The following is a 24,242-nucleotide window of genomic DNA, read 5'->3' as shown; positions in this document are numbered from 1 at the left end:
TCAGCTCTGCTCCAGCTCCGCGAGCATGGCTTCCAGGGCTTCGGGGTCGAGCTGACTGGCGCTCGCCTCCACGATGGCCACCGTCATCACCTCCACGGTGGGGGATTCGAAGAGGGCGCGCATGGACAGCTCGACCTGGAAGGCCTCGCGGATGCGCGACAGCAGCTGCACGCCCAGGAGCGAGTGGCCGCCCAGCTCGAAGAAGTTGTCGGTGATGCCCACCGACTCCACGCCCAGCAGGTCCTGCCAGAGCGCGGCGACCTTCTCCTCGGTCTCGTCGCGCGGGGCGACGAAGGCGTTGGCCAGCGGGGGACGCGGGTGCTTGCCGCTGCCGCTTCCGCCCGCGCGGGAGGTGGAGGCGCCGTCGCGCGCCACCTGACGCCGAGCCTCCAGCGACCCGAGTGACGCGAGGAAGCGTCCACCGGTGGGCTGGGTGAGCAGCGCGCGCAGGAGGCGGAAGCCCTCAGCGGGGGGGATGACGGCGTCGGGCCGGAAGCCCTCGCCCACGCCCCACACGTCCCAGTCCACGGTGTACCAGCGGGCGCCGCCCAGCCGGGCCTGCCGTGCCGCCACCGCGTCCATGCCGGCGTGCGCCGCCGCCACCGCGCTGACCGCCATGCCGCCCAGCACCACGGTGAGGGAGGACTGCACCACGACGAAGTCCGGCTGCCGCGATGCCAGGGCCTCCGCCAGCCGCATGAGGCCTCCGAAGCGGCCGGACAGCAGCGGGGCGGTGGCCTCCGGCGTGGCCTCGGCCACGGAGATGCGGGTGGCCATGCCGCCGTCACCGGCCGCGTAGAAGACGCCGTCGATGCGGCCGAACTTCGCCTCCGCGACCTGGAGCGCCTTGTCGAGCTGGCCCTGCACGCCCGCGTCCGCGCGCAGCGCCAGGACTTGTGCGCCCGAACGCTCCAACGCGCGCATGCGGTCAATGGCCTTGGACGTCGCGTCCTGCGCGTCATGGCCCGCGCGCCACGCGTCCCATTCGCCGGGGGCGGGGAGCGTGCGGCGAGACAGCAGCACGAGCTTCGGCTTCACCGCCTGCGTGAGCTGCTCCGCGAGCGCGAGCCCCACGCGGCCCAAGCCACCGACGATGACGTAGACCCCGCCGTCCTTGAGGCCAACCTGTTCCGTGGTGGCAGGGACGTCGATGGTCTCGAACGCTTCGACGTGGCGGTAGGGACCGCGCAGCGCGACCACCGGGTCCTTGCCGGCGGCCAGCTCCGTCACCAGCCGCTCCAGCCACGGGCCGGACGCGGACTCTTCCGGCGCGGGCCAGGTGACGTCGACGGCGCGCACGGTGAGGCCGGGGTACTCCTGCGGCAGCACCCGGCTGGCACCGACAGCGGCCGCCTGCCAGGGCAGCAGCGGCTCCTCGCCCGTGACGTCCTGGGCGCCAATGGTCACCACGTCCAGCGTCACCGGCGTCTTCGCCGCGCCCGGGCCCACGGCCTTCGCCAGCGCGAGCAGCCCGTGGAACGACGTCGCGAGCCCCGACTCCAGGTCGCGCGGCTCCTTCACCAGCGGCCACAGGTACGCGACGTGCGCGGGCGTCCAGTCCTCACCGCGCAGGCGGTCCAGGTGCTCGCCCAGCGCGTCCCCCAGGGCATCCGGAGCTGACGGATCCACGGCGAAGCGCTTCGTCACCGGATCCGACGCGCCCTGTCCCGCGACGAGCGACACCACGTCCGCGCCCGCCTGGCGCAGCCGCTCCGACACGCGCGCGGCCACCGGCGTGTCCGCCTCCAGCACCAGCCAACGCTGGCCGGACAGCGACGGAACTTGCGGTGAGGCACGCGTGCGCGGCCACGAGGGGACGGTCAACTCCACGCCCTGCGTCGTCACGGTCCGCGCGGCGGCGGCGCGAGGCAGCGCGGGCGGCGGACCCTTGAGCAGGTCGTAGCGCTCGCGCTGGAAGGGGTAGGCGGGCAGGGGGATGCGGCGGCGGGCCTCGCCCTTGTAGACGCGGCCCGCGGTCGTCTTCGCGCCCGCGAGCCACAGCTTCGCGAACGCGTCCGCGGCGTGCGTGAGCGCGTCCTGCTGGGCGTCGCGCGGCGCGGGCAGCGTGGTGAGGATGGCCGGGAACGTGCCTTCCTGCGCGTTGCGGCGCACCAGCGTGGCCAGTGCGTTGCCCGGACCGACCTCCAGGAAGACATGCTCGGGGTCGTTCAACAGCAGCGTCGCCGAGTCCTGGAAGCGCACGGCGTCGCGCAGATGCCGCGCCCAGTACGCAGGGCTCACCGCGTCCTCGCGCGTCACCCAGGTGCCGGTGACGTTGGACAGGTAGAGCTCCTTCGGCTCCTTGCGAGCGACCTTCGCCACCGCCTGACGGAACTCCTCCACGATGGGGTCCATCATGTGGGAGTGGAACGCGTGCGACGTGTGCAGCCGCGACACCTCCACCTTCTGCGCCTCCAGCTTCGCCTGGAGCGCGTCCACCGCGTCGCTGGGGCCCGCCACGACCGTGAAGCCCGGCGCGTTCACGGCCGCCACGGAGATGCGCGCGTCCATCAGCGGCGCCAGCGCCTCCGGCGTCATCCGCACGGACAACATGGAACCCGAAGGCAGCGACTGCATCAGCCGGCCGCGCGTGGCCACCAGCGCCAGCGCGTCGTCCAGGCTGAACACGCCCGACAGGCACGCGGCCACGTACTCACCGATGCTGTGGCCGACCATCGCCTGCGGCGTCACGCCCCACGACGCCCACAGCTTCGCGAGCGCGTATTCGATGACGAACAGCGCGGGCTGCGTGAGCGACGTCTGCTTGAGCTGCTCCGTCGCCTTCTCGCGCCCGTCCGCGGGCGGATACAGCACGGTGCGCAGGTCCAGGCCCAGGTGCGGCTTGAGCTTCTCCGCGCAGGCGTCCACCTCCGTGCGGAAGATGGGCTCCTGCTCGTAGAGGCCACGGCCCATGTCCACGTACTGCGAACCCTGGCCGGAGAAGAGGAACACCACCGGCCGGCGCGTGTTGGTTCCAGAGCCACCCAACAGCCGCCGCGCATCCCGCAGCGCCGCCTTCGCGTCCGCGACGTCCTTCACCACCACGGCGCGCCGGTGCTCGTGCGCGTGGCGGCCCACCTGGAGCGTGTACGCCACGTCCGCCAGGGACACGTTCGGGTTCGCGTCCAGGTGCGCGGCCAGCCGCTCCGTCGCCGCGTCCAGCGCCGCGGGCGTGCGGGCGGACAGGGGCAGCACGTGCCATGCGCGCTTGGACGGCGCGGGGGCGGCTGTCTTCGGGGCCTCCTCCAGGATGACGTGCGTGTTGGTGCCGCCGATGCCGAAGGCGCTCACGCCCGCGCGGCGCGGCCCGTTCGGGGACGTCCACGGCCGGGGCTGCGAGGGCACGAAGAAGGGGCCCGCGTCGAAGTCGATGACGGGGTTGGGCTTTTCGAAGTGGGGGCTCGCGGGAATCTCACCGTGCTCCATGGCGAGCACCGTCTTCACCACGCCCGCGATGCCGGCCGCCGCGTCCAGGTGGCCAATGGCCGCCTTGAGCGAGCCCAGCGCCACGCGCTTCTGGCCCGTCTCCTTGCCACCGAAGGCCTGGTTGAGCGCGGCCACCTCTATCGGGTCGCCCAGCGGGGTGCCCGTCGCGTGGGCCTCCACGTACTGGATGTCGTCGGGCGTGACGCCGGAGATGGCGAGCGCCTCCGCGATGACCGCGGCCTGGCCCTCCACGCTGGGCGCGGTGAAGCCCACCTTGCCCGCGCCGTCGTTGTTCACCGCCGTGCCCAAGAGCACGCCGTGGATGGTGTCGCCGTCCTTGAGCGCATCCGACAGGCGCTTGAGCACCACCACCGCCGCGCCCGCGCCGCGCACGGTGCCGTTGGCCTTCGCGTCGAACGCGCGGCAGTAGCCGTCCGGCGAGAAGATCATCCCCTCCTGGTAGAGGTAGCCCGCCGTCTGCGGGAAGGACACGGACGAGCCGCCCGCGAGCGCCATGTCGCTCTCGCCGGACAGCAGGCTCTGGCACGCCAGGTGGAGCGCCACCAGGGAGCTGGAGCACGCCGTCTGCACCGTCGCCGCGGGCCCGCGCAGGCCCAGCCGGTGGGACACGCGCGTGGCCACGTAGTCCTTGTCGTTGGCCAGCATCACGCCGAACGAACCGGCCGCGTCCATCAGGTCCGGCTGCCGCATCAGCGCGCGCAGCAGGTACGAGCTCAGGCTCACGCTCGCGTAGACGGCCACCGCGCCCTTGAAGCGGCCCGGGTCATAGCCGGCGTTGTCCAGCGACTCCCACGCGCACTCCATGAAGATGCGCTGCTGGGGGTCCATCAGCTCCGCCTCGCGCGGGCTGTAGCCGAAGAGGCCCGCGTCGAACTCCGTGGCGCCCTCCAGCACGTAGCTGGAGCGCACCCACTGTGGATGGGCGCGCAGGGCCTGGGGAACGCCCGCGTCGTCCAGCTCCGCGTCCGTGGGCACGCGACGCGCGTCGCCGCCGCGCCGGAGCATCTCCCAGAAGCCCTCCAGCGTCTGCGCACCCGGGAAGCGGCCCGACAGGCCGACGATCGCGATGCGCTCCTCGCCACCACCCACTGCGTCACTCATCCGCGTCTCCATCCGTTTCCACCCGACCGCGCGAGGCTCCCGCGCGGCGGTTGACCGTGCGTCGCGCCTCGGCACGGGAGCGGCCCGCCTGCGCCGCGTCCTCCGAGGGCGTGTCCTCCCGGCGCGACAGCCGCGCCGCCAGTGCCCGCACGGTGGGGTACTGGAAGAGGTCCGTGAGCGCCAGCGTCACGCCGAGCTCCGCCGTCAACCGGCGGTGCAACTGGAGCGCGAGCAGCGAGTTGCCACCCAATTCGAAGAAGGGGTCGTCCAGGCCCACCCGCTCCACGTGGAGCAGGTCCTTCCACGCCTGGGCGATCTGCTGCTCGATGGCCGTCCCCGGCGCCACGAAGGGCCGCGACGGATCCGCGCCACCGGCCTCCGGCGCGGGCAGCGCCTTGCGGTCCGCCTTGCCGTTGGGGCTGAGCGGCATGCGCTCCAGCACCACGATGTTGGACGGCACCATGTACTCGGGCAGGCGCTCCAGCAGGTACGTGCGCAGCGCCGCGCCCTCCGGCTTCGCGTCCTTGCCGGTGACGTAGGCCACCAGCCGCTTCTGGCCCGGCCGGTCCTCGCGCGCGAGCACCACCGCCTGGCGCACCGTGGGGTGCTTCTCCAACGAGGACTCGATCTCGCCCAGCTCGATGCGCAGGCCGCGGATCTTCACCTGGAAGTCCGCGCGGCCCAGGTACTCGATTTCGCCGTCCGGCAGCCACCGCGCCACGTCGCCCGTGCGGTACATGCGCGCGCCCGGCACCGTCGCGTACGGATCCGGGATGAAGCGCTCGGCCGTCAGCGAGGGCCGCGCCAGGTAGCCGCGTCCCACCTGTACGCCGCCGATGTACAGCTCGCCCGCGGCGCCCTGGGGCACCGGCTGGAGCTCCGCGTCCAGGATGCAAATCCGCGTGTTGTCCACCGGCCGGCCAATGGGCACGGAGCGGCGGCCGTCGTTGGCCTTGCACGCGTGGAACGTCACGTCCACCGCGGCCTCGGTGGGGCCGTAGAGGTTGTGCAGCCCCGCGCCGGGCAGCGTGCGCAGGCACAGCTCCTTCAGCTCCAGCGGCAGCGCTTCACCGCTGCACACCACGCGCTGGAGCGACGTGCACTCCGCCACGCCCGGCTCGTCCAGGAAGGCCTGGAGCATGGAGGGCACGAAGTGCAGCGTGGTGACGGACGCGGAGGCAATCAGCGACTTGAGGTAACCCGGGTCCTGGTGCCCGCCGGGCTTCGCGACCACGAGCTTCGCGCCCGTCATCAGCGGCCAGAAGAACTCCCAGACAGACACGTCGAAGCTGAACGGCGTCTTCTGGAGCACCACGTCCCGCGGCGTGAGCCGGTAGGCGGACTGCATCCACAGCAGGCGGTTCACCACCGGGCCATGCGCGTTCATCGCGCCCTTGGGGCGGCCCGTGCTGCCGGAAGTGAAGATGATGTACGCCAGCGAGTCCGGCGTCGCCGTGGGCGCGGGCGCGGTGGTGGGCTCGCGGGCAATCTCCTCCCAGCCCGTGTCCAGCTTCACCACCTTCGCGTCCGACGCCGGCAGCCGCGCCAGCAGCCGCTCCTGCACCAGCAGCACCGGCGGACGCGCGTCCTCCAGCATCCAGCCCAGGCGCTCCTGCGGGTAGCCCGGATCCAGCGGCACGTAGGCTCCGCCCGCCTTCAGCGTGCCCAGGAGGCCCACCACCATCTCCAGCGAGCGCTCCACGCACAGGCCCACGCGGACTTCCGGTCCCACGCCGTGCTTGCGCAGCGCGTGCGCCAGCTGGTTCGCGCGGGCGTCCAGCTCGCGGTAGGTGAGGCGGCTGCCCTCGAACTCCAGGGCGACGGCGTCCGGCGTGCGCGCCACCTGCGCCTCGATGAGCGACGTGAGCGTCGCGTCCTTCGGGTGCGTGACGGAGGTGTCGTTCCAGTCCTTCAGCACGCGCTGGCGCTCGGCATCGGGCAAGAGCGGCAGGCGGGAGATGGGCACGTCCGGCCGAGCGACGATGCCTTCGAGCAGCGTCAGGTAGTGGCCCAGCAGGCGCTCCGCGGTGGAGCGCTCGAAGAGGTCGGTGCTGTACTCGGCGATGACGCGCAGGCCCTGCGGCAGGTCCACCAGCAGGAGCGACAGGTCGTACTTCGTCGTGCCGGTGTCCACCGGCTTCGCCTCCATCACCACGCCCGGGGCCTCCAGGGCCGGCATGGGCGCGTTCTGCAGGACGAACATCACCTGGAAGATGGGCGAGTGGCTGAGGTGCCGCTCCGGCTTGAGCGCATCCACCAGCCGCTCGAAGGGGATGTCCTGGTGCGCGTACGCGTCCAGCGTGGACTCGTGCACGCGGTTCAGCAGCTCCTTGAACGTGGGCCTGCCGGACAGGTCCGAGCGCAGCGCCAGCATGTTCACGAACAGGCCGATGAGCCCCTCCACCTCCGCGCGCGGACGTCCCGCGATGGGCGTGCCCACCACGATGTCGTCCTGCCCGGTGTAGCGGGACAGGAGCACGTTGAACGCGGACAGCAGCGTGACGAAGAGCGTGCGGCCCTCGCGTTGGCCCAGCGCCTTGAGCGCCTGGGTGAGGGCGGGGGACAGGTGCATTACCTGCCGCTCGCCCTTGGAGCTCATCAGCGCCGGACGCGGCTTGTCCTGGGGCAGCTCCAGGAGCGCGTTCGGGTTGAGGCGGTTCTTCCAGTAGGTGAGCTGGCGCTCCAGCTCCGCGCCCTGGAGCCATTCCTTCTGCCACGCCGCCCAGTCCGCGTACTGCAAGGGCAGGGGCTTGAGCGGCGAGGGCTGACCTTCCAGGCACGCGCGGTACAGCACCGCCAGCTCGTGCACGAGCACGCCCATGGACCAGCCGTCGGAGACGATGTGGTGCTGATCCACCAGCAGCACCTGCTCACCGTTGCCCAGGAGCATCAGCACCGCGCGCAACAGCGGCCCCTGCTCCAGGCTGAACGGCTGCTGCGCGAGCGTGACGACGCGCCGCTGGGCTTCGGCCTCGCGCTCCGTCACCGGCAGCCCCTGGAGGTCCATCACCTCCAGCGGCACCTCACCCGTGGAGGCGATGACCTGCACGCCGCCGCCTTCGCGCTCCTGGAAGGTGGTGCGCAGCGTGTCGTGCCGCTCCACCAGCAGGGCCAGGGCGCGGCGCAGCGCGTCCGTGTCCACGGTGCCCGTCAGTCGCACCGCGGTGGGCATGTGGAAGGCCGCGCTGCCGGGGCTCCACTTGTCCAGGAACCACATCCGCTCCTGCGCGAAGGACAGGGGCGCCTGCTTCGAGGCAGGGCGCGACTTGTCCTTCAGGAGCTGGGCCAGGCGTGCTCGCTTCTCTTCGGGCGTCATGTTCAGGCTGCGTCCTCGCTGCTGCTGTCACCACCGTCACCGCCGCCTGCGTCTTCCATGACCGCGAGCAGCTCCGCCACCTGTTCGTCCGACAGCTGGTCCATGTTCTCCAGCAACTTCTCCGCCTCCGCCGCGGTCACCTTCTGCTTCGCGGCGGGCGTGGCCACCGGCTGCGCGGCCACCAGGGGCTGCGTGGGCGTGGCGCCCTCCACGGAGTAGCCCAGCCGCTCAATCACCGCGTGGGTGGAGGCGTCGAAGGGGCGGGGCCACTTGATGCGCTTCCAGGACTCGCCCATCTTCTTCTCGATGCCCTGGTGCTGGAGGATGTTCGGGTCACCCAGGCCGCCCATCATGCGGTCCTTCTTGCCGTCGTACGGCTGGACCATGCGCTCGTCGAACTCGAGCCCCAGGAACTGGGCCACGCCCGTCATCACCTTCGTGGGGTCCGCGACCAGGTCCTCGTAGCGCACCCAGTGGCAGCGCTCGCGGCCGATGCCGTCGAAGAAGTTGAGCAGGTTCCGGTTGGACAGCGCCCACACCGTCTCCGCCACCACGTAGGGATCCACGTCCGCGTCGCCGAAGAGGCCGGCGGCGAAGAGGCGGTCGAAGCGCATCCGGAGGATGGACTCCATCACCGGGAGCGGGTGGCGGTAGAGGTAGATGTACTTGTTGCCCTCGAACATCCGCTCCGCGCGCTCCAGCGTCTCCACGTCCATGGCGTACGTGGGCGTCTTGTCCACGAGCAGCCGTGGCGAGGACTTCTCCTGGAGGCGGCGGTAGACGTCCTGCGCGGACACGTCGTCCGCGACCAGCCGGTCCACCAGCGCGGCGCCGGCGGGCGAGTCCAGCTTCTCCAGCTCCATGAGCGCCCACTGCAGGCCGCCCGTGGTCCACTCCATCTCGGAGCCGAAGCCGATGTTCTCGCGCCACTCGCGCATGCCCTCGAAGAAGAGCAGGTTCACTTCCGGCGGGCAGAACAGCCGGGGGTGTCCCGCGAGCATCACGCGGAACAGCGTGGAGCCCGCGCGCGGGCTGGAGTGCACGAACACCATGGGCGGGTTCTTCTTCGCCGTGTTGGTGCGCTGCGCGCCGGACGTCTGGGCGCGGTAGGGCTTCAGCGGGTACGCGGACAGCGGCTTGTTCTCCGCGAAGCGCTGCGGGTCCTGGAGCCGGTCCATCTCCACCAGCAGGTACTTGGACAGCTCCGGGATGGACGGGTGCGCCTGCACCTCATGCGGGTAGAGCTGGAACTTGAAGTCCTGCCGCAGGTCGTACTCCAGCTCCGCGCCCAGCGCGTGCAGGTCGTAGCCCTTGAGGCTGCCGTCGGCGGGCAGCTTGTCCAACGGGATGCGCAGGCCTTCGGAGATGTGGTGGCGCAGGTACTCGGTGAGCAGGGCGGGGCGCTCGGTGGGGAACGCGGTGCGCAGGCGCTCCGCGATGGGCTTCTCCGTGGAGGCCGCGCGCTTGCCCAGCTCCTGCTCCACGCGCCCGGCGACGCCGGCCACCGTGGGCGTCTCGAAGAGGCCGCGCAGCGACAGGTCCACCTTCAGCACCGCGTGGATGTGGTTGCGCAGCTGCGTGGCCAGCAGCGAGTGGCCGCCCAGCTCGAAGAAGTTGTCGTTGATGCCGATGCCGTCAATGCCCAGCACCTGCTCCCAGATGCCCGCGACGGTCTTCTCCAGCTCCGTGCGAGGCGCGGCGTAGGGCGTGAGGATGGAGGGGCGCGCGTGCTTGTTGCCCTTCGCCGCGTCCTTCTTGCCCTTCTCCGCCTTTACTGCACGAGGCCCCTGACGGCGGCGCGCGGCCAGGTCACCCGTGGAGACCGCGAGCCGGCCGCTCTCGCCATGTGACAGCGCGCGGCGCAGCGCCTCCAGGCCCTCTGCGGGCTGGATGGCGAACCGGGCCAGCGTGGGGGACAGCTCCGCCATGGCCTGCGCGTCCGCGAACTGCCACGCGTCCCAGTCCACGCTCAGCCACGGGTAGGCGAAGCCCTCCGTGCGCGCTTCGGCGAACGCGTCCATGAAGGCGCTGGCGGAGGCCTGCGCCACCTGGCCCAGGCCGCCCAGCACGGACGACAGCGACGACACGAGGAGGCAGAACGCGGGGCCTTCCTTCGGGAGCACCTCTTCCAGCACGCGCACGCCGTGCACCTGCGGGCGGAAGTGCCAGGCGCACTCGTCCGGGCCCGTCTCCGCGATGGTGCCCAGCGTGGCGCCCTGCATGCCGCCCGCCGCGTGGATGACGCCATCAATGCGGCCGAAGCGCGCCACCGCCGCGTCCACCACGCCGCGCATGGACTCCACGTCGGTGAGGGACGCCGGCAGCACCAGCATCTCCACGCCGGTGCGCTCCAGGGCCAGCGCGCGCTGGATGCGGCGGGACACCGCGTCCTGCACGCCGTGCTTCTCCACCCACGCCGTCCACTGGCCGCGGCTGGGGAAGTCCGGCGTCTCCACCAGCGTCAGCTTCGCCTGGTGCACCGTGGCCAGCTCGGACGCCAGCGCATGGCCGATGCCGGTGAGGCCGTCGGTGATGAGGTACGCGCCGCCGTCGCGCAGCACCTCCGCGCCGGCCGCCTCCAGGCGCACGGGCTCGAAGGTCTGCACCCAGCGCTGGCGGCCACGCAGGGCCACCACCGCGTCACGCGGTTCGGCGCCCAGCTCCGCCGCCAGCCGGTCCACGACCGCGCCCGCGTCGCCGGGCACCACGTCCACGAAGCGGCAGGAGAGGTTCGGGTACTCCTGCGGCAGCACGCGCGAGGGGCCCACCAGCAGGGCCTGCTCCGGCACCTGCGCGTCCGCCTGCTCCACGCGGGCGGAGCGGCTGGTCACCACGGACCAGGTGAGCGGCTCCAGGTGGCCCGTCTCGCTCAGGGCGCGAGCGAGGAACAGCTGGCTGTGGAAGCCCAGGTCCAGCGCCTTCTCCTGGGAGGCCGGCTCGTGCGACAGGCTCCACAGGTGCAGCACGTTGGAGAACGCGCGGCCCTGCTTCTTCAGCGCCTCCAGCACCGCGCAGAAGTCCTCGCGGCGCGCCGGATCCACCGTGAACGTGCCGTCCGGACGCTGCTCGAAGCGCGCACCGGGGACGACGCGGAAGACGTCTCCGCCCAGCTTCGGCGCCAGGGCCTCCGCCACGCCGGTGTCGTCCGCGAGCACCAGCCAGCCCTTGCCCGCCGCGTCCTTCGCCTTGGGCAGCGGGGACAGCTTCCACGACGGCGCGTAGAACCAGTCCGCCACGTCCGGGCGCTTCTCCAGCGACGCGGGCGCATCCGTGCGGGCCCCGCCGCCCAGCGGCTTCGCGTCGATCCAGTAGCGCTCACGCTGGAAGGGGTAGGTGGGCAGCGGCACGCGGCGGCGCTGCTCGTTGCCCGCGAAGCCCTTCCAGTCCACCGTCACGCCGTTGAGCCACAGCCGGCCCAGCGCGCTCAGCAGCACCTGGAGATCCGGCGCCTGCTCGCGCGGGTGGCGCGTGGAGGAGATGAGCACGCGCGCTTCCGCGCCCGGCTGCTGCTTCGCCAGCGTGGTGAGCACCGTGCCGGGGCCCACCTCCAGCAGCGCCGCCTGCGGCCACTTGCGAGACAGCTCCTGGAGGCCCGCGGAGAAGCGCACGGCCTGACGCAGGTGCGTGGCCCAGTAGCCCGGGTCCGTCGCCTGCGCCGCTTCAATCCAGGTGCCCGTCACGTTGGACAGGAAGGGCAGCGTGGGCGCGTTGAGCTTCACCTGACGCACGCGCGCGGTGAAGGTCGCGAGGATGGGGTCCATCATCGCGGAGTGGAACGCGTGCGACGTGTGCAGCCGCGACACCTCCACGCCCTGCGCCTCCAGCTTCGCCTGGAGCGCGTCCACCGCGTCGGTGGGGCCCGCGACCACGGTGAAGCCCGGTGCGTTCACCGCCGCCACGCTGATGTTCGCGGGGAGCAGCGGCTTGAGCGCGGACTCCTCCAGCTTCGCGGACAGCATCGCGCCCGAGGGCAGCCCCTGCATCAGCTTGCCGCGCGCGGCCACCAGCGCCAGCGCGTCGTCCAGGGTGAACACGCCCGCGAGGCACGCGGCCACGTACTCACCGATGCTGTGCCCCAGCATCGCGGAGGGCTTCACGCCCCATGCCATCCACAGCTTCGCCAGCGCGTACTCCACGGCGAAGAGCGCGGGCTGCGTCAGCTCCGTGCGCGTCAGCGCCTGCGTCGCCGCTTCCGCCTTGGAGGCCTCCGGGAAGAGGACCGTGCGCAGGTCCAGGCCCAGGTGCGACGTCAGCTTGTCCGCGCACGCGTCCAGGTGCCGCTTGAAGGTCGGCTCGGACGCGTACAGGTCGCGCGCCATGCCCGCGTACTGCGAGCCCTGGCCGGGGAACAGGAAGGCCACCGGCCGCTCATGCACGTCCGGCGTGTTCGTCCACAGGCGTGGGCCGTTCTCCACCTCCAGCGCGGCCATCGCGTCATCCCGGTCGCGGCACACCAGCACGCGCCGCTTCGCCATGGCCTGACGGCCCGTCTGGAGCGTGAAGGCCACGTCCGCCAGCGCCTGCGCGGGGTGCGCCTTCAGGTGCGCGGCCAGGTTCTTCGTCGCCGCGTCCAGCGCCGCGTCGCTCTTCGCGGACAGCACCAGCAGCTGCGCCGGGCGGGACGCGCCGGACGCCGGAAGGGCCGGGGCCTCCTCCAGCACGATGTGCGCGTTGGTGCCGCCCACGCCGAAGGAACTCACGCCCGCGCGGCGCGGGTGCTTGGGGTTCGCCTGCCAGTCGGCGAGCTTCGTGTTGACGAAGAACGGGCCGCCCGAGAACGGAATCTCCGGGTTCACCTCCGTCACGTGGAGGCTGGGCGGAATCTGCCGGTTCTCCAGCGTCAGCACCGCCTTGATGAGGCTGGAGACGCCGGCCGCGTTGGCCAGGTGGCCGATGTTGCTCTTGAGCGAGCCCACCGGAATCTTCGGAGGGTTCGCCTTCGCCGCCGCCGAGCGGAACTTGAACGCCTTGTTGAGCGCGCGCACCTCGATGGGGTCACCCATCTTCGTGCCGGTGCCGTGCGCCTCCAGGTAGCCGATGGTCTCCGGCGCCACGCCGGCCGCGCCCAGGGCCTCGGTGATGACGGTGGCCTGGCCCTCCACGCTGGGGGCGGTGAAGCCCACCTTCAGCGCGCCGTCGTTGTTGATGGCGCTGCCCTTGATGATGGCGTGGATGTGGTCGCCGTCTTCAATGGCGTCCGCCAGCCGCTTGAGCACCACCACGCCCACGCCGCTGCCGAACACCGTGCCCTCCGCCTTCGCGTCGAACGCGCGGCAGTGGCCGTCCGGGGACACGATGCCGCCGGGCACGAAGGGGTAGCCCTCCGGGTGCTTCACGTGCACGGACACGCCGCCGGCCAGGGCCAGGTCGCACTCCTCATTCAGGAGGCTCTGGCAGGCCGCGTGCGTGGCCACGAGCGACGTGGAGCACGCGCTGGTGATGGAGTAGCTGGGGCCGCGCAGGTTGAGCTTGTACGCGACGCGGGTGGCCAGGAAGTCGCCGCCGTTGTTCACGTCCACCTGCACCTGATCCATTCCGCTCAGCTGGTCGAAGTTGGGGACCAGGTGGAACACCAGGTACGTGTTGGTGGCCGCGCCCGCGAACACGCCGATGGAGCCGTCGAAGCCCTCCGGCGTGTGGCCCGCCTTCTCCAGCGCCTCCCACGCGCACTCCAGGAAGACGCGGTGCTGCGGGTCCATCAGCTCCGCCTCGCGGGGCGTGAAGCCGAAGAAGCCCGCGTCGAACAGCTCCATGCCGGCCAGCGCGGCGCTGGCCTTCACGTGGCGCGGGTCCTTGCGCAGGACGGGGTCCACGCCCAGCTTCTCCAGCTCCGCGTCGGGGACGGGCTGGATGGACTCCACGCCTTCGCGCAGGTTCTTCCAGAAGGAGTCCAGGTCGGGAGCGCCGGGGAAACGTCCGGCCATGCCGACGATGGCGATGGCCTGCGCGTCGATGTTCGATTCAGCGGACATGGGGTGTGCTCGGCTTCGAAAGGTGGGGGGAGGGGACGGCTACTCCTCGTCGGAGGCGCTGTCGCCCCGGCGGTTCGCGCGGCGCGCACGGCGGCGCTCCCCGCGGCTGAGCGCCTCGGTCTCCTCGGGCGCGGCTTCCGTGTCCTCGCTGCCGCTGGCGGCCTTGAGCAGCTTCGCCAGCGCCCCCACGGTGGGTCCTTCGTAGAGGGTGACGGCCGGCAGCGCGACGCCGAACTGCTCGCGCACGCGGGCAATCAGCTTCACGCCGACGAGCGAGTTGCCACCCAGCTCGAAGAAGTTGTCGTGCACGCCGACCTGGTCGATGCCCAGCGTCGTCTGCCAGAGGCGGGCAATCTTCTCCTCCAGCTCGTCACGCGGCGGCACGTAGGCGTTCTGGAGCGCGGGCCGGGGCGTGGTGCCCAGGGAAGAGCCCGCCTCCTGCTTCGCCTCCGCCTTCTCCTGCGCGGCGGCCGGCTGGGCCCACTTGCGCGCACGGGCGCGCAGGTTGCTCGTGGACACGGCCACGTGCGACACGGCGCCCAGCTGGAAGAGCTGCTCGAAGGCATCCTCGCCTTCGGAAGCCGTGATGGCCAGCGCGCCGAACGGGCTCTGCGCGCCGCCCGCGCGGGACTCGTACTGCCACGCGTCCCAGCCCACGCTCATCCACGGCACCGGTGACGTCTGCGCCTGCTTCGTGGCGAACGCGTCCATGAAGGACGTGGCCGCCGAGTACGACGCGAGCCCCAGACCGCCCAGCACCGCCGCCAGCGACGACGACAGCACGCAGAAGTCCAGCGAGCGCCCGCGCACCGCCTCCTCCAGCGCGTACAGCCCGCGCACGCGGCCGTGGAAGGTGTCGCGCACGTCCTCGGGCCGGGTGTCCGGGATGGCGCGGAAGAGCGCCTGCCCCACGTCACCCGCCGCGAACACCACGCCGTGCAGCGCGCCGAAGTGCGTCAGCGCCGCGTCCACGGCCTCCTTCACCTGGACCTTGTTGCCCGCGTCCACGGACACGGTGTGCACCTGCGCGCCCAGCGCCTCCAGCTCGCGCACCTGACGGATGCGGCGGGAGACAGCGTCGTCCTCGCCATGCGCGGCCAGGTGCGCGTCCCACTGCGAGCGCTCCGGCAGCGGCGTGCGGCCCGCGAGCACCAGCTTCGCCTTCGCGCGCTTCGCCAGCGACTTCGCGTGGGAGAAGCCCAGCGTGCCGAAGCCGCCGATGAGCAGGTACACGCCCCCGTCGCGCAGCGGCAGCTGGGCACTGCGCGGCGCGTCCGCCGGCACGTGCTCGAAGTGCTGCACCCAGCGGGCGCCGCCCCGGTACGCGATGACGGTCTCCAGCTTGGACGGCGTGGCGGCCTCGGACAGCAGGGACTCCACCAGCGCCGTCTCCTGCCAGCTGCCGGACGCGGGCAGGCGCACGTCCACGGCTTTCGCGGACAGGTGGCTGTACTCCTGCGGAATGACGCGCACCGGGCCCAGCACCGTGGCCAGCTCCGGGTTCGGCGCCTCGTCGCCCAGTGCCTGCATGCGGTTCGTCACCGCCACCAGCGACACGGGACGCGTGCCGGGCTGACGGCCCAGGGCCTGCGCCAGGGACAGCAGCCCCAGGAAGCCCTTGCCCAGCGCGGACTCGAAGTCCGCCTCGCCGTGCGCGTCGCCCAGGCCCAGCGTGCCCAGGTGCAGCACGTGGTCCGGGGCGCGGCCCTGCGCGGTGAGCGCCTCCAGCACCGTGGCCTCGCCGCCCAGCGCGAGCGACCAGTGGTGCTCGTCGTGCTTCGCGGTGACGGCGGCCGGGGTGATGCGCACCACGTCCTGGCCGGCCTCGCCCAGCTTGAGCGCGAGCCGCGCGCCCAGGCCTTCATTGGCGTCGTCCGGGAGCAGCAGCCACCAGGTGGCCTTCTGCTCGCTCCAGGTGCCCTGGGGCGACGGCAGCGCGCGCTGCCACGACGGCAGGTAGAACCAGCGGGCCACGGGCTGCTTCTGATCCGCGGACGCCCACTCGGCGCGCTCGCCGTCGGCGGCGGTCTCCTTGCGCGGGTCCACCCAGTGGCGCTGACGCTCGAAGGGGGACGTGGGCAGCGCGATGCGGCGGCGCTTCTCACCGCCACGGAACGCGTCCCAGTCCGCCTCCACGCCCTCCAGCCACAGCCGGCCCAGCGTGGCCAGCACGTGGTCCAGGTCCGCGACCTGCTCCTTGGGGTGGCGCAGCGAGTTGATCAGCGCGTGCTTCGCGCCCTTGTCCGGGTGCTGCCGGGCCAGCGTGACGAGCGTGTTGCCCGGGCCGACCTCCAGCAGGATGGCGTCGGACTCCTTGAGCAGTTCGCCCACGCCGTCCGCGAAGCGCACCGCGCCGCGCAGGTGCTTCGCCCAGTAGTCGGGGCTCGTGGCCTGCTCGGCCGTCACCCAGGTGCCGGTGACGTTGGACAGGTAGGGCTTCGTCGGCGCCTTCCGGGCCACCTTGCGCACCGCCTCGCGGAAGGCGTCCAGGATGGGGTCCATCATCGCCGAGTGGAACGCGTGCGACGTGTGCAGCCGCGAGGACGCCAGGCCCTGGAGCTTCAGCGTCTCCACGAACGCGTCGATGAGCGGCGTGGGGCCGGCGACCACGCACGTGGCCGGGCTGTTCACCGCCGCCACGGACAAGCCCTCCGGCAGCATGGGCGTGACGTGCTCTTCCGGCAGGGACACCGCGAGCATGGAGCCCGCGGGCAAGGACTGCATCAGCCGGCCACGCGCGGCCACCAGCGCCAGCGCGTCGTCCAGGGTGAACACGCCCGCGAGGCACGCGGCCACGTACTCACCGATGCTGTGGCCCACCATCGCGTGCGGGGTCACGCCCCACGACTCCCAGAGCTTCGCGAGCGCGTACTCGATGACGAACAGCGCGGGCTGCGTGAGGCCCGTCTGCTTGAGGCGCTCCGACGCCAGCTCGCGAGACTCCGCGGACGGGTACAGCACCGTGCGCAGGTCCAGGCCCAGGTGCGGCTTGAGCTTCTCCGCGCAGGTGTCCACCTGGGCGCGGAAGAGCACTTCCGTCTCGTACAGCTCGCGGCCCATGTCCACGTACTGCGAGCCCTGCCCGGAGAACATGAACATCACCGGACGGCCGCTGTTCTCCGCGCTGCCGGAGAAGACGCGGCCCGGGGTGCGCTCCGCCAGCGCGGAGGCCAGCTCCGCCGTGGTGCGAGCCACCACCGCGCGCCGCTTGCCGAAGCGCTTGCGGCCCACCTGGAGCGTGTACGCCACGTCCGCCAGGTCCACGTCCGGGTTCTCGCGCAGGTGCGCGGCCAGCCGGTCCGTGGCGACCTCCAGCGAGTTCTCCGTGCGCGCGGACAGCAGCACCACCTGCGCGGGCAGGCGGGCCTTGTCGGTGGCGGGCAGCTCCGGCGCCTCCTCCAGGATGGCGTGCGCGTTGGTGCCGCCCATGCCCAGCGACGTGACGCCCGCGCGGCGCGGCGTCTCCCCGCGAGGGAAGTCGCGCAGCTCCGTGTTCACGTAGAACGGGCTGTTGGGGAAGTCGCACGCGGGGTTGGGCGTCTTGAAGTTGAGGCTGGGCGGAATCACCTTGTGGTGCAGCGTGAGGGCCGCCTTGATGAAGCCCACCGCGCCCGCCGCCGAGTCCAGGTGGCCGATGTTGCTCTTCACCGAGCCCAGCGCGCAGAAGTTCTTCTTGTCCGTGCCCTGGCGGAAGGCCTGCGTGAGCGCCGCGACTTCAATCGGATCCCCGACCTTGGTCGCCGTGCCGTGCGCCTCCACGTAGCCGATGGTGTCCGGATCCACGCCCGCGACGGCCTGCGCCAGCGCGATGACCTCCGCCTGACCCGCGACGGCCGGGGCCATGTAGCTGACCTTCTGCGAGCCGTCGTTGTTCACCGCCGAGCCGCGCACCACCGCGTAGACGGTGTCTCCGTCCTTGAGCGCGTCCGACAGGCGCTTGAGCGCGACCACCGCCGCGCCGTGGCCGGCGACGAAGCCCGCGGCCTCCGCGTCGAAGGTGTGGCAGTGGCCGTCCGGCGCCGTGGTGCCACCCTCGTGGTACAGGTAGCCCGCCTTCTCCGGGAAGTGGATGGACACGCCACCGGCCAGCGCCATGTCGCACTCGAACGACAGCAGGCTCTGGCAGGCGTAGTGGATGCACGTGAGCGACGTGGAGGACGAGGACTGGACCGTGACGGCCGGCCCCTTCAGGTCCATGCGGTACGCCACTTCGGTCGTGAGGCTGTCCTTGTCGTTGCCGATGGACGCCTGGAGGCTCTCCACCGACGCGACGTGCGCCAGGTGCGAGTACAGGTTGGAGAGCAGGTACGTGTTCATGCTCATGCCGCCGAACACGCCCACGCGGCCGGGCTGGCGCTCCGGGCTGTAGCCGGCGCTCTCCATGGCCTCCCACGCGCACTCCAGGAAGACGCGGTGCTGCGGGTCCATCAGCGCGGCCTCGCGGGGGTTCATCCCGAAGAAGGCCGCGTCGAACTGATCCGTGTCGCCCAGCGTGCCGCGGGCCTTCACGTAGTTGGGCGCGCGGACCATCGCGGGGTCGGCGCCCTCGGCGATGAGTTCCTCGTCGGTGAAGAAGGTGATGCTCTCCACGCCGCCGGTGAGGTTCTTCCAGAACTCGGCGATGGTCTTCGCACCGGGCAGGCGGCCGCCCAGGCCGATGACCGCGATGCCGTCCACTTCGGGAGTGTCAGTGCTCATGAAGCCGTCCTTCGAAATCTGGGGGGTGTGCCTGAAAGTCTTTGGTTACTTGCCACGGCCGCGCGCCTGCTGACGCCGCGCCTGGGCGGCCCGGCGGCGCTCCGCCTCGTCCTTGATCTTCTGGGAGGCCGCGCCCGAGTCCTCGCCCTTGTTCGCCAGGTGCTGGGCCAGCGCGCTCACCGTGGTGAACTTGAACATGTCCACCAGCGCCAGGTCCGCGCCCAGCTCTTCTTTCAGCCGCCGGTGGGCCTGCGCGATGAGCAGCGAGTTGCCACCCAGCTCGAAGAAGTTGTCGTTGAGGCCGACGCGCTCCACCTTCAGCACCGCCGCCCAGATGGCGGCCACGCTGCGCTCCACCGCGCTCTGCGGCTGGGCGTAGGCGACGCCGAACGCGAGGCGCGCCCCCTCCGGCGCGGGCAGCGCCTTCGCGTCCACCTTGCCGTTGGGCGACAGGGGCAGCGAGGACAGCGGCACGTACGCGGACGGCAGCATGTACGGCGGCAGCCCTTCCGCGAGGAAGGTGTTCAGGTCCGAGTGCGTGGGCGCGGGCTCCCCCAGCACCACGTAGGCCACCAGGCGCTTGTCGCCGGGCGAGTCCTCGCGCGCCATCAGGAACGCGTCCTTCACGGCCGGGTGGCGGCGCACGGCGGCCTCCACCTCACCCAGCTCGATGCGGAAGCCGCGGATCTTCACCTGATCATCCGCGCGGGACAGGAACGTGAGCACGCCGTCTGGCAGCCACCGCGCGCGGTCGCCCGTGCGGTACAGGCGCTCGCCCTTGTCGGAGGCGAACGGGTTCGCGATGAAGCGCTCCGTGGTCAGCTCCGGCCGCTTCCAGTAGCCGCGCGCCACGCCCAGGCCGCCCACGTACAGCTCACCGGCGACGCCCACGGGCAGCAGGTTGCGCTCCGCGTCCAGCACGTACACGTCCGTGTTGATGACGGGCCGGCCGATGGGCACCCACGCGTGGCCCTGCAGGTCCTCCACCGCCATGCGGTGGTAGGTGGAGCACACGGTGGTCTCCGTGAGGCCGTAGCCGTTCACCACCGGCACCGTGGCGAGCAGCTTCTCCACGTCGCTGGCCACCAGCGCCTCGCCGCCGGAGAGCACCAGCTTGAGCGGCGGCAGCTGCTCCAGGCGTGCGTTGAGCCCGGCGATGACCGCGGGCACCGTGCTCACGATGGTGACGGTGTGGCGGGTGATCAGCTGGAACAGCTTCTCCTGGTCGAGGATCTCATCCTCGGTGGGCAGCACCAGCGCGCCGCCCGTGCACAGGAGCGGGAGGATCTCGCCCACGAAGCTGGCGGAGGCCACCGACGTGAGCGGCAGCATCCGGTCCGTCGCGCCAGGCGCGTAGGACTCCACGAACGAGCGCACCAGGTTCGCGAGGCCCCCGTGCTCCAGCATCACGCCCTTGGGCTGGCCGGTGGATCCGGAGGTGTAGACGAGGCACGCCAGGTCCCCGGAGGCCACCGTCGCGGCGGGCGCGGTGGACAGCGCGCCGTCCAGCGGCTGGTCCACGAACAGCGTGCGCGCGGACGTGCCGGAGGGCAGCGTGCGCTGGAGCCAGGACTGGGTGATGAGGACCGGCGCCTGCGTGTCGCCGAGGATGAAGGCCACGCGCTCGGAGGGGTAGGCCGGGTCGATGGGCACGTACGCCGCGCCCGCGGCCATCACCGCCAGCACGGACACCAGCGTCTCCACGGAGCGCTCCAGACAGATGCCGACGATGTCGCCCGGCTTCACGCCCGCGCCGCGCAGCCACGCGGCCAGCTGCCCCGCGCGCGCATCCAGCTCACGGTAGGTGAGCTGCGCGTCCTTGAAGAGGACCGCGACGTTGTCCGGCGTGCGCGCCACCTGCGCCGCGAAGAGGGCAGGGAGCATGTCCGCCTGCGTGAGAGGCACGCGCGGACCCTTCCAGGTCTCCAGCAGCAGCTGCTGTTCGGCCTGCGTGAGCAGCGGCAGCCCAGCGAGCGCGCGGCCCGGCTGGGCGGCGATGCCGGAGAGGAGCGTGGCCAGGTGCCCGGCCATGCGCTCGATGGTGCCGGCCTCGAAGAGGTCGGTGTTGTACTCGAAGGAGGCCACCAGCTCGCCGTCCGCCTCGCCCATGGTGAGCGTGAGGTCGAACTGCGCGCCGCCGTGCGACAGCACCAGCGATTCGATGGGCAGGCCCGCCACGGTGGACTTCGCGCCCGGGATGTCCAGGGCGAAGGGCGTGAGGCCGCGCTCGTCCAGCTTGGAGGCGCGCTGGTAGACGAACATCACCTGGAACAGCGGCGAGCGGCTCTGGTCACGCACCGGCTGCAGCCGGTCCACCAGCGAGCTGAAGGGGTAGTCCTGGTGCTCCAGCGCGCCCAGCATCGTCTGGCGCGTCTGGGCCAGGTAGTCCGTGAAGGTCAGCGTGGGGGACGGCCGCGTGCGCACCACCAGCGGGTTGACGAAGTAGCCCGTGATGCCCGCCAGCTCCGCGCGTCCGCGGCCCGCGCTCACCACGCCCAGCGTGAAGTCCTGCTGGCCGGTGTAGCGGTGCAGGAGCACCTGGAACGCCGTCTGGAGCACCATGTTCGGCGTGGCGCCGTGGTCGCGCGCCAGCGTCTTCACCGCGCTCGCGACGCTCGCGTCCAGCCGGGTGGTGTGGACGCGGCCGTTGAAGGTCTGCGTCGGGGGACGCGGGTGATCCGTGGGCAGGTCCAGCACCGGCAGCGTGCCGGACAGCTGCTCGCGCCAGTACTTCTCCAGCGCCTGTCCGCGAGCCCCGGTGAGCATCTCCGACTGCCAGCGCGCGTAGTCCGCGTAGGTGCGCGCGGGCTGCGCCAGCGTGGGCCGCTTGCCCAGCTTGAGCGCCGGATAGAGCGCGTCCAGTTCCTCCGCCATCACCGCCAGCGACCAGAAGTCGGTGACGATGTGGTGCATCGCGATGAGCAGCGCGTGGTCCTCCGCGGACCGCGACACCAGCCGCACGCGCAGGAGCGGACCCTTCTCCAGGTCGAACGGGCGGCGGGCCTCGGCGGACAGGTGCTCCGCCACCTGCGCGTCGCTCCAGCCCTTCGCGTCCGTGGTGGTGAAGTCCAGCGGCAGCTCCGCGTGCACGCGCTGCACGGGGCCGGTGGCCGCCATGACGAACGTGGTGCGCAGGGCAGGGTGGCGGGCCACCAGCGCCTCGAAGGCGCCTTTCAGCGCGTTCGCGTCCAGCCCCGCGCGCACGCGCACCGCGACGGGCACGTGGTAGGCGGCGCTCTCCGGCGCGAGCTGGTGCATGAACCACAGCGCCTGCTGTCCACCGGACAGGGGCGCGTCACCCGTGGCGGACGAGGCGGCCACCGCGTTCGATGCCTGCTGGGACGGAGGCGCCGACATCAGCGTCACCACGACCTCCGCCAGCTTCGACAGCGACACGCCCTGGAGCACGTCCGACAGCGGCAGGTCGATGCCCAGCCCCGCGTCCACCGCGCTCTTGAAGTCCACCGCCATCAGCGAGTCCACGCCGTAGGCATGCAGCGGCTTCTGCACGTCCACCTGCGCGGTGGGCAGCCGCAGCACCTGCGCGGCCTGCTCCTGGAGGAACACCGCCACCATGGCCCGGCGCGCGGTGGCGTCCGTCACCACCGCCAGCATCTTCCGCAGCATGCTGGTGTCCGGGCCCACCGGCGCGGGCGCGGCGGCGGCTTCCGGGGCGGCGGTCTTCACGGCCTCGGGCGCGGGGGCGGGCGCGGCGGCGAGGACGCTCTTGTGCAGCGCCTCCAGCGTGTCCGCGACGTACTCCGCGCGGGTGGCGAAGCGCTGGATCTTGCCGCTGGACGTCTTCGGGATGGCGCCCGGCCCCAGCAGCACCACGCCCTGGGCCTGCAGGTCGTGCCCGGCCGCGACGGCCTGCCGGATGCCCTGCGCCAGCGCGTCCAGGTCCACGCCGTCGCGCTCCACCGCGCGGCGGTCCACCTCCGTCACGACGATCAGGCGCTCCTCGTCATCCTGCTCGATGGAGAACGCCGCCGTGCAGCCGGGGCGGATGGCGGGGTGGGCGGACTCCACCGTGCGCTCGATGTCCTGCGGGTAGTGGTTGCGCCCGCGGATGATGATCAGGTCCTTCAGCCGGCCGGTGACGAACAGCTCGCCGTCCGCGAGGAAGCCCAGGTCGCCCGTGCGCAGGAACGGCGTCGGGTCCCCCGTGCCGGCCAGCGGCTGCTGGAAGGTGGTCCGCGTCTGCTCCTCACGGCCCCAGTAGCCCTGCGCGATGCTGGGCCCGGCGACGCGGATCTCGCCCACCTGGCCCGCCGGCAGCGGCGCGCCCGTCTCCGGATGCGCGATGACCAGGCGTTGATCCGTGAGGTTGCGGCCGGAGCCCACCAGCGTCTGGGCGCCGGGGCTCGCCGCCTCCTTCGCCACCACGCGGTTGTCCTTCAGCGCGCCCCCGTCCACGGTGCGCTGCACCGGCAGCTCGCGCTTGTCACCGCCGGAGGCGATGAGCGTGCCCTCCGCGAGCCCGTAGCAGGGATAGATGGCCTCCGAGCGGAAGCCCTGCGGACCGAACGCCTCCGCGAAGCGCCGGAGCGTGTCCGGCATGATGGGCTCCGCGCCGTTGAAGGCCAGGTCCCAGTGGCTCAGGTCCAGCTTCGCGCGCTCCTCCGGCGTGCTCTTGCGCACGCACAGGTCGAACGCGAAGTTGGGACCGCCGCTCGTGGTGGCCTTGTAGCGGGAGATGGCCTCCAGCCAGCGCATGGGCCGCTTGAGGAAGTCCACCGGCGAGAACAGCGTCACCGGGAAGCCGCCATACAAAGGCTGCAGGATGCCGCCAATGAGGCCCATGTCGTGGTACGGCGGCAGCCAGATGACGCCCTGGCTTTCGGTCGAGTGACCGAAGCACGAGTGGATCAGCTTCGAGTTGTGCAGCAGGTTGCCGTGCGTCAGCACCACGCCCTTGGGCGACGACGTGGAGCCGGACGTGTACTGGAGGAACACCCGCGTGTCCGTGGCCACGCCGGGGTCCTTCCAGCCTTCGGCGACCTCCGCGTCCAGCGTGTCCGTGGCGATCCAGTGCAGCTCCCGCAGCTCCGGCGCCTGCTCGAAGAGCATCTCCCCCATGCCATAGATGAAGTCGGTGGTGAGGGCGATGGTGGCCTGCGCGTCCTGGCTGATGGCCAGCAGGCGCGGCAGCGTGCGCGCCAGGCGCATGGGGTCCGGCGGATAGATGGGGACCGCGATCACGCCCGCGTACAGGCAGCCGAAGAACCCGGCGATGTAGTCCAGCCCGGGCGGATACAGCAGCAGCGCCCGCTGGCCCCGGGCCCCGCGCGCCTGGAGCGCCGCCGCGATGGCGCGAGCCTTCTGATCCAGCTCCGCGTACGTCAGGTGCGCTTCGTCCGTTTCCCCGTCCAGCAGGAACGTAAAGCCCCGACGGTCTCCCTGGGTGCTCGCGCGGACGCGCAGCAATTCAACCAGGGTGGAAAACGCAAGGTCAGAGACCGGGGAAGAACCGGACGTGGTTCCAGTAGGCATGACGCGACTCCTGGGATGCGGGGGTGTTCCGTGCACGGGGGGAGCACGGAGACGCGGATTCAGGGGCCGGGGGGCTGCTGTCTCCCGGCAAGACAGGGATTCAAGAGGTCAGTCGCAATCAGCACCCGCCGTGAAGGGGCGTTGTTTCGCGCATGTATCGCCTGACGCGCGCGCGAGCAATCCCCCCCACCCACATTGGAGCCATTCCGGCCCCC

At 71.8% G+C, this 24,242-nt stretch carries 5 protein-coding genes; all 5 read right to left on the bottom strand.

The window, feature by feature from the left end; genetic code table 11:
• From D7V80_RS15395 to D7V80_RS15375, 5 genes are read right to left on the bottom strand one after another with little or no spacing between them, the layout of a single operon-like run.
• Complete coding sequence (locus D7V80_RS15395) at positions 1-4,548, bottom strand: type I polyketide synthase (RefSeq protein ID WP_158616635.1); 4,548 nt, start codon at positions 4,546-4,548, stop codon at positions 1-3.
• Positions 4,541-7,864 carry a non-ribosomal peptide synthetase gene (locus D7V80_RS15390; protein ID WP_120588887.1) on the bottom strand — a complete coding sequence of 1,108 codons (3,324 nt, stop codon included), beginning with the start codon at positions 7,862-7,864 and terminating at the stop codon, positions 4,541-4,543. Before D7V80_RS15390 ends, D7V80_RS15395 begins: the two co-directional genes overlap by 8 nt.
• A gap of 2 nt (positions 7,865-7,866) precedes the next feature.
• The gene (locus tag D7V80_RS15385) at positions 7,867-13,836 is read right to left on the bottom strand and encodes a type I polyketide synthase (protein ID WP_120588877.1); all 5,970 of its coding nucleotides are present in this window, start codon (positions 13,834-13,836) and stop codon (positions 7,867-7,869) included.
• Between the two features lie 39 nt (positions 13,837-13,875).
• Positions 13,876-18,534 (bottom strand): type I polyketide synthase, encoded by a 4,659-nt coding sequence (locus D7V80_RS15380; protein ID WP_120588876.1) that lies wholly within the window; start codon positions 18,532-18,534, stop codon positions 13,876-13,878.
• Positions 18,535-18,579: 45 nt separating this feature from the next.
• The gene (locus tag D7V80_RS15375) at positions 18,580-24,027 is read right to left on the bottom strand and encodes a non-ribosomal peptide synthetase (RefSeq protein WP_120588875.1); all 5,448 of its coding nucleotides are present in this window, start codon (positions 24,025-24,027) and stop codon (positions 18,580-18,582) included.
• Positions 24,028-24,242: the final 215 nt, after the last annotated feature.

Source organism: Corallococcus sp. CA054B, assembly GCF_003611625.1.
Classification (GTDB): domain Bacteria; phylum Myxococcota; class Myxococcia; order Myxococcales; family Myxococcaceae; genus Corallococcus; species Corallococcus coralloides.
This window is presented reverse-complemented; position numbering and strand designations above follow the sequence as displayed.

Coding starts and splice junctions, on each gene's coding strand:
- D7V80_RS15390 (WP_120588887.1), bottom strand. CDS start 7,864: ATGACGCCCGAAGAGAAGCGAGCACGCCTGGCCCAGCTCCTGAAGGAC.
- D7V80_RS15375 (WP_120588875.1), bottom strand. CDS start 24,027: ATGCCTACTGGAACCACGTCCGGTTCTTCCCCGGTCTCTGACCTTGCG.
- D7V80_RS15380 (WP_120588876.1), bottom strand. CDS start 18,534: ATGAGCACTGACACTCCCGAAGTGGACGGCATCGCGGTCATCGGCCTG.
- D7V80_RS15385 (WP_120588877.1), bottom strand. CDS start 13,836: ATGTCCGCTGAATCGAACATCGACGCGCAGGCCATCGCCATCGTCGGC.
- D7V80_RS15395 (WP_158616635.1), bottom strand. CDS start 4,548: ATGAGTGACGCAGTGGGTGGTGGCGAGGAGCGCATCGCGATCGTCGGC.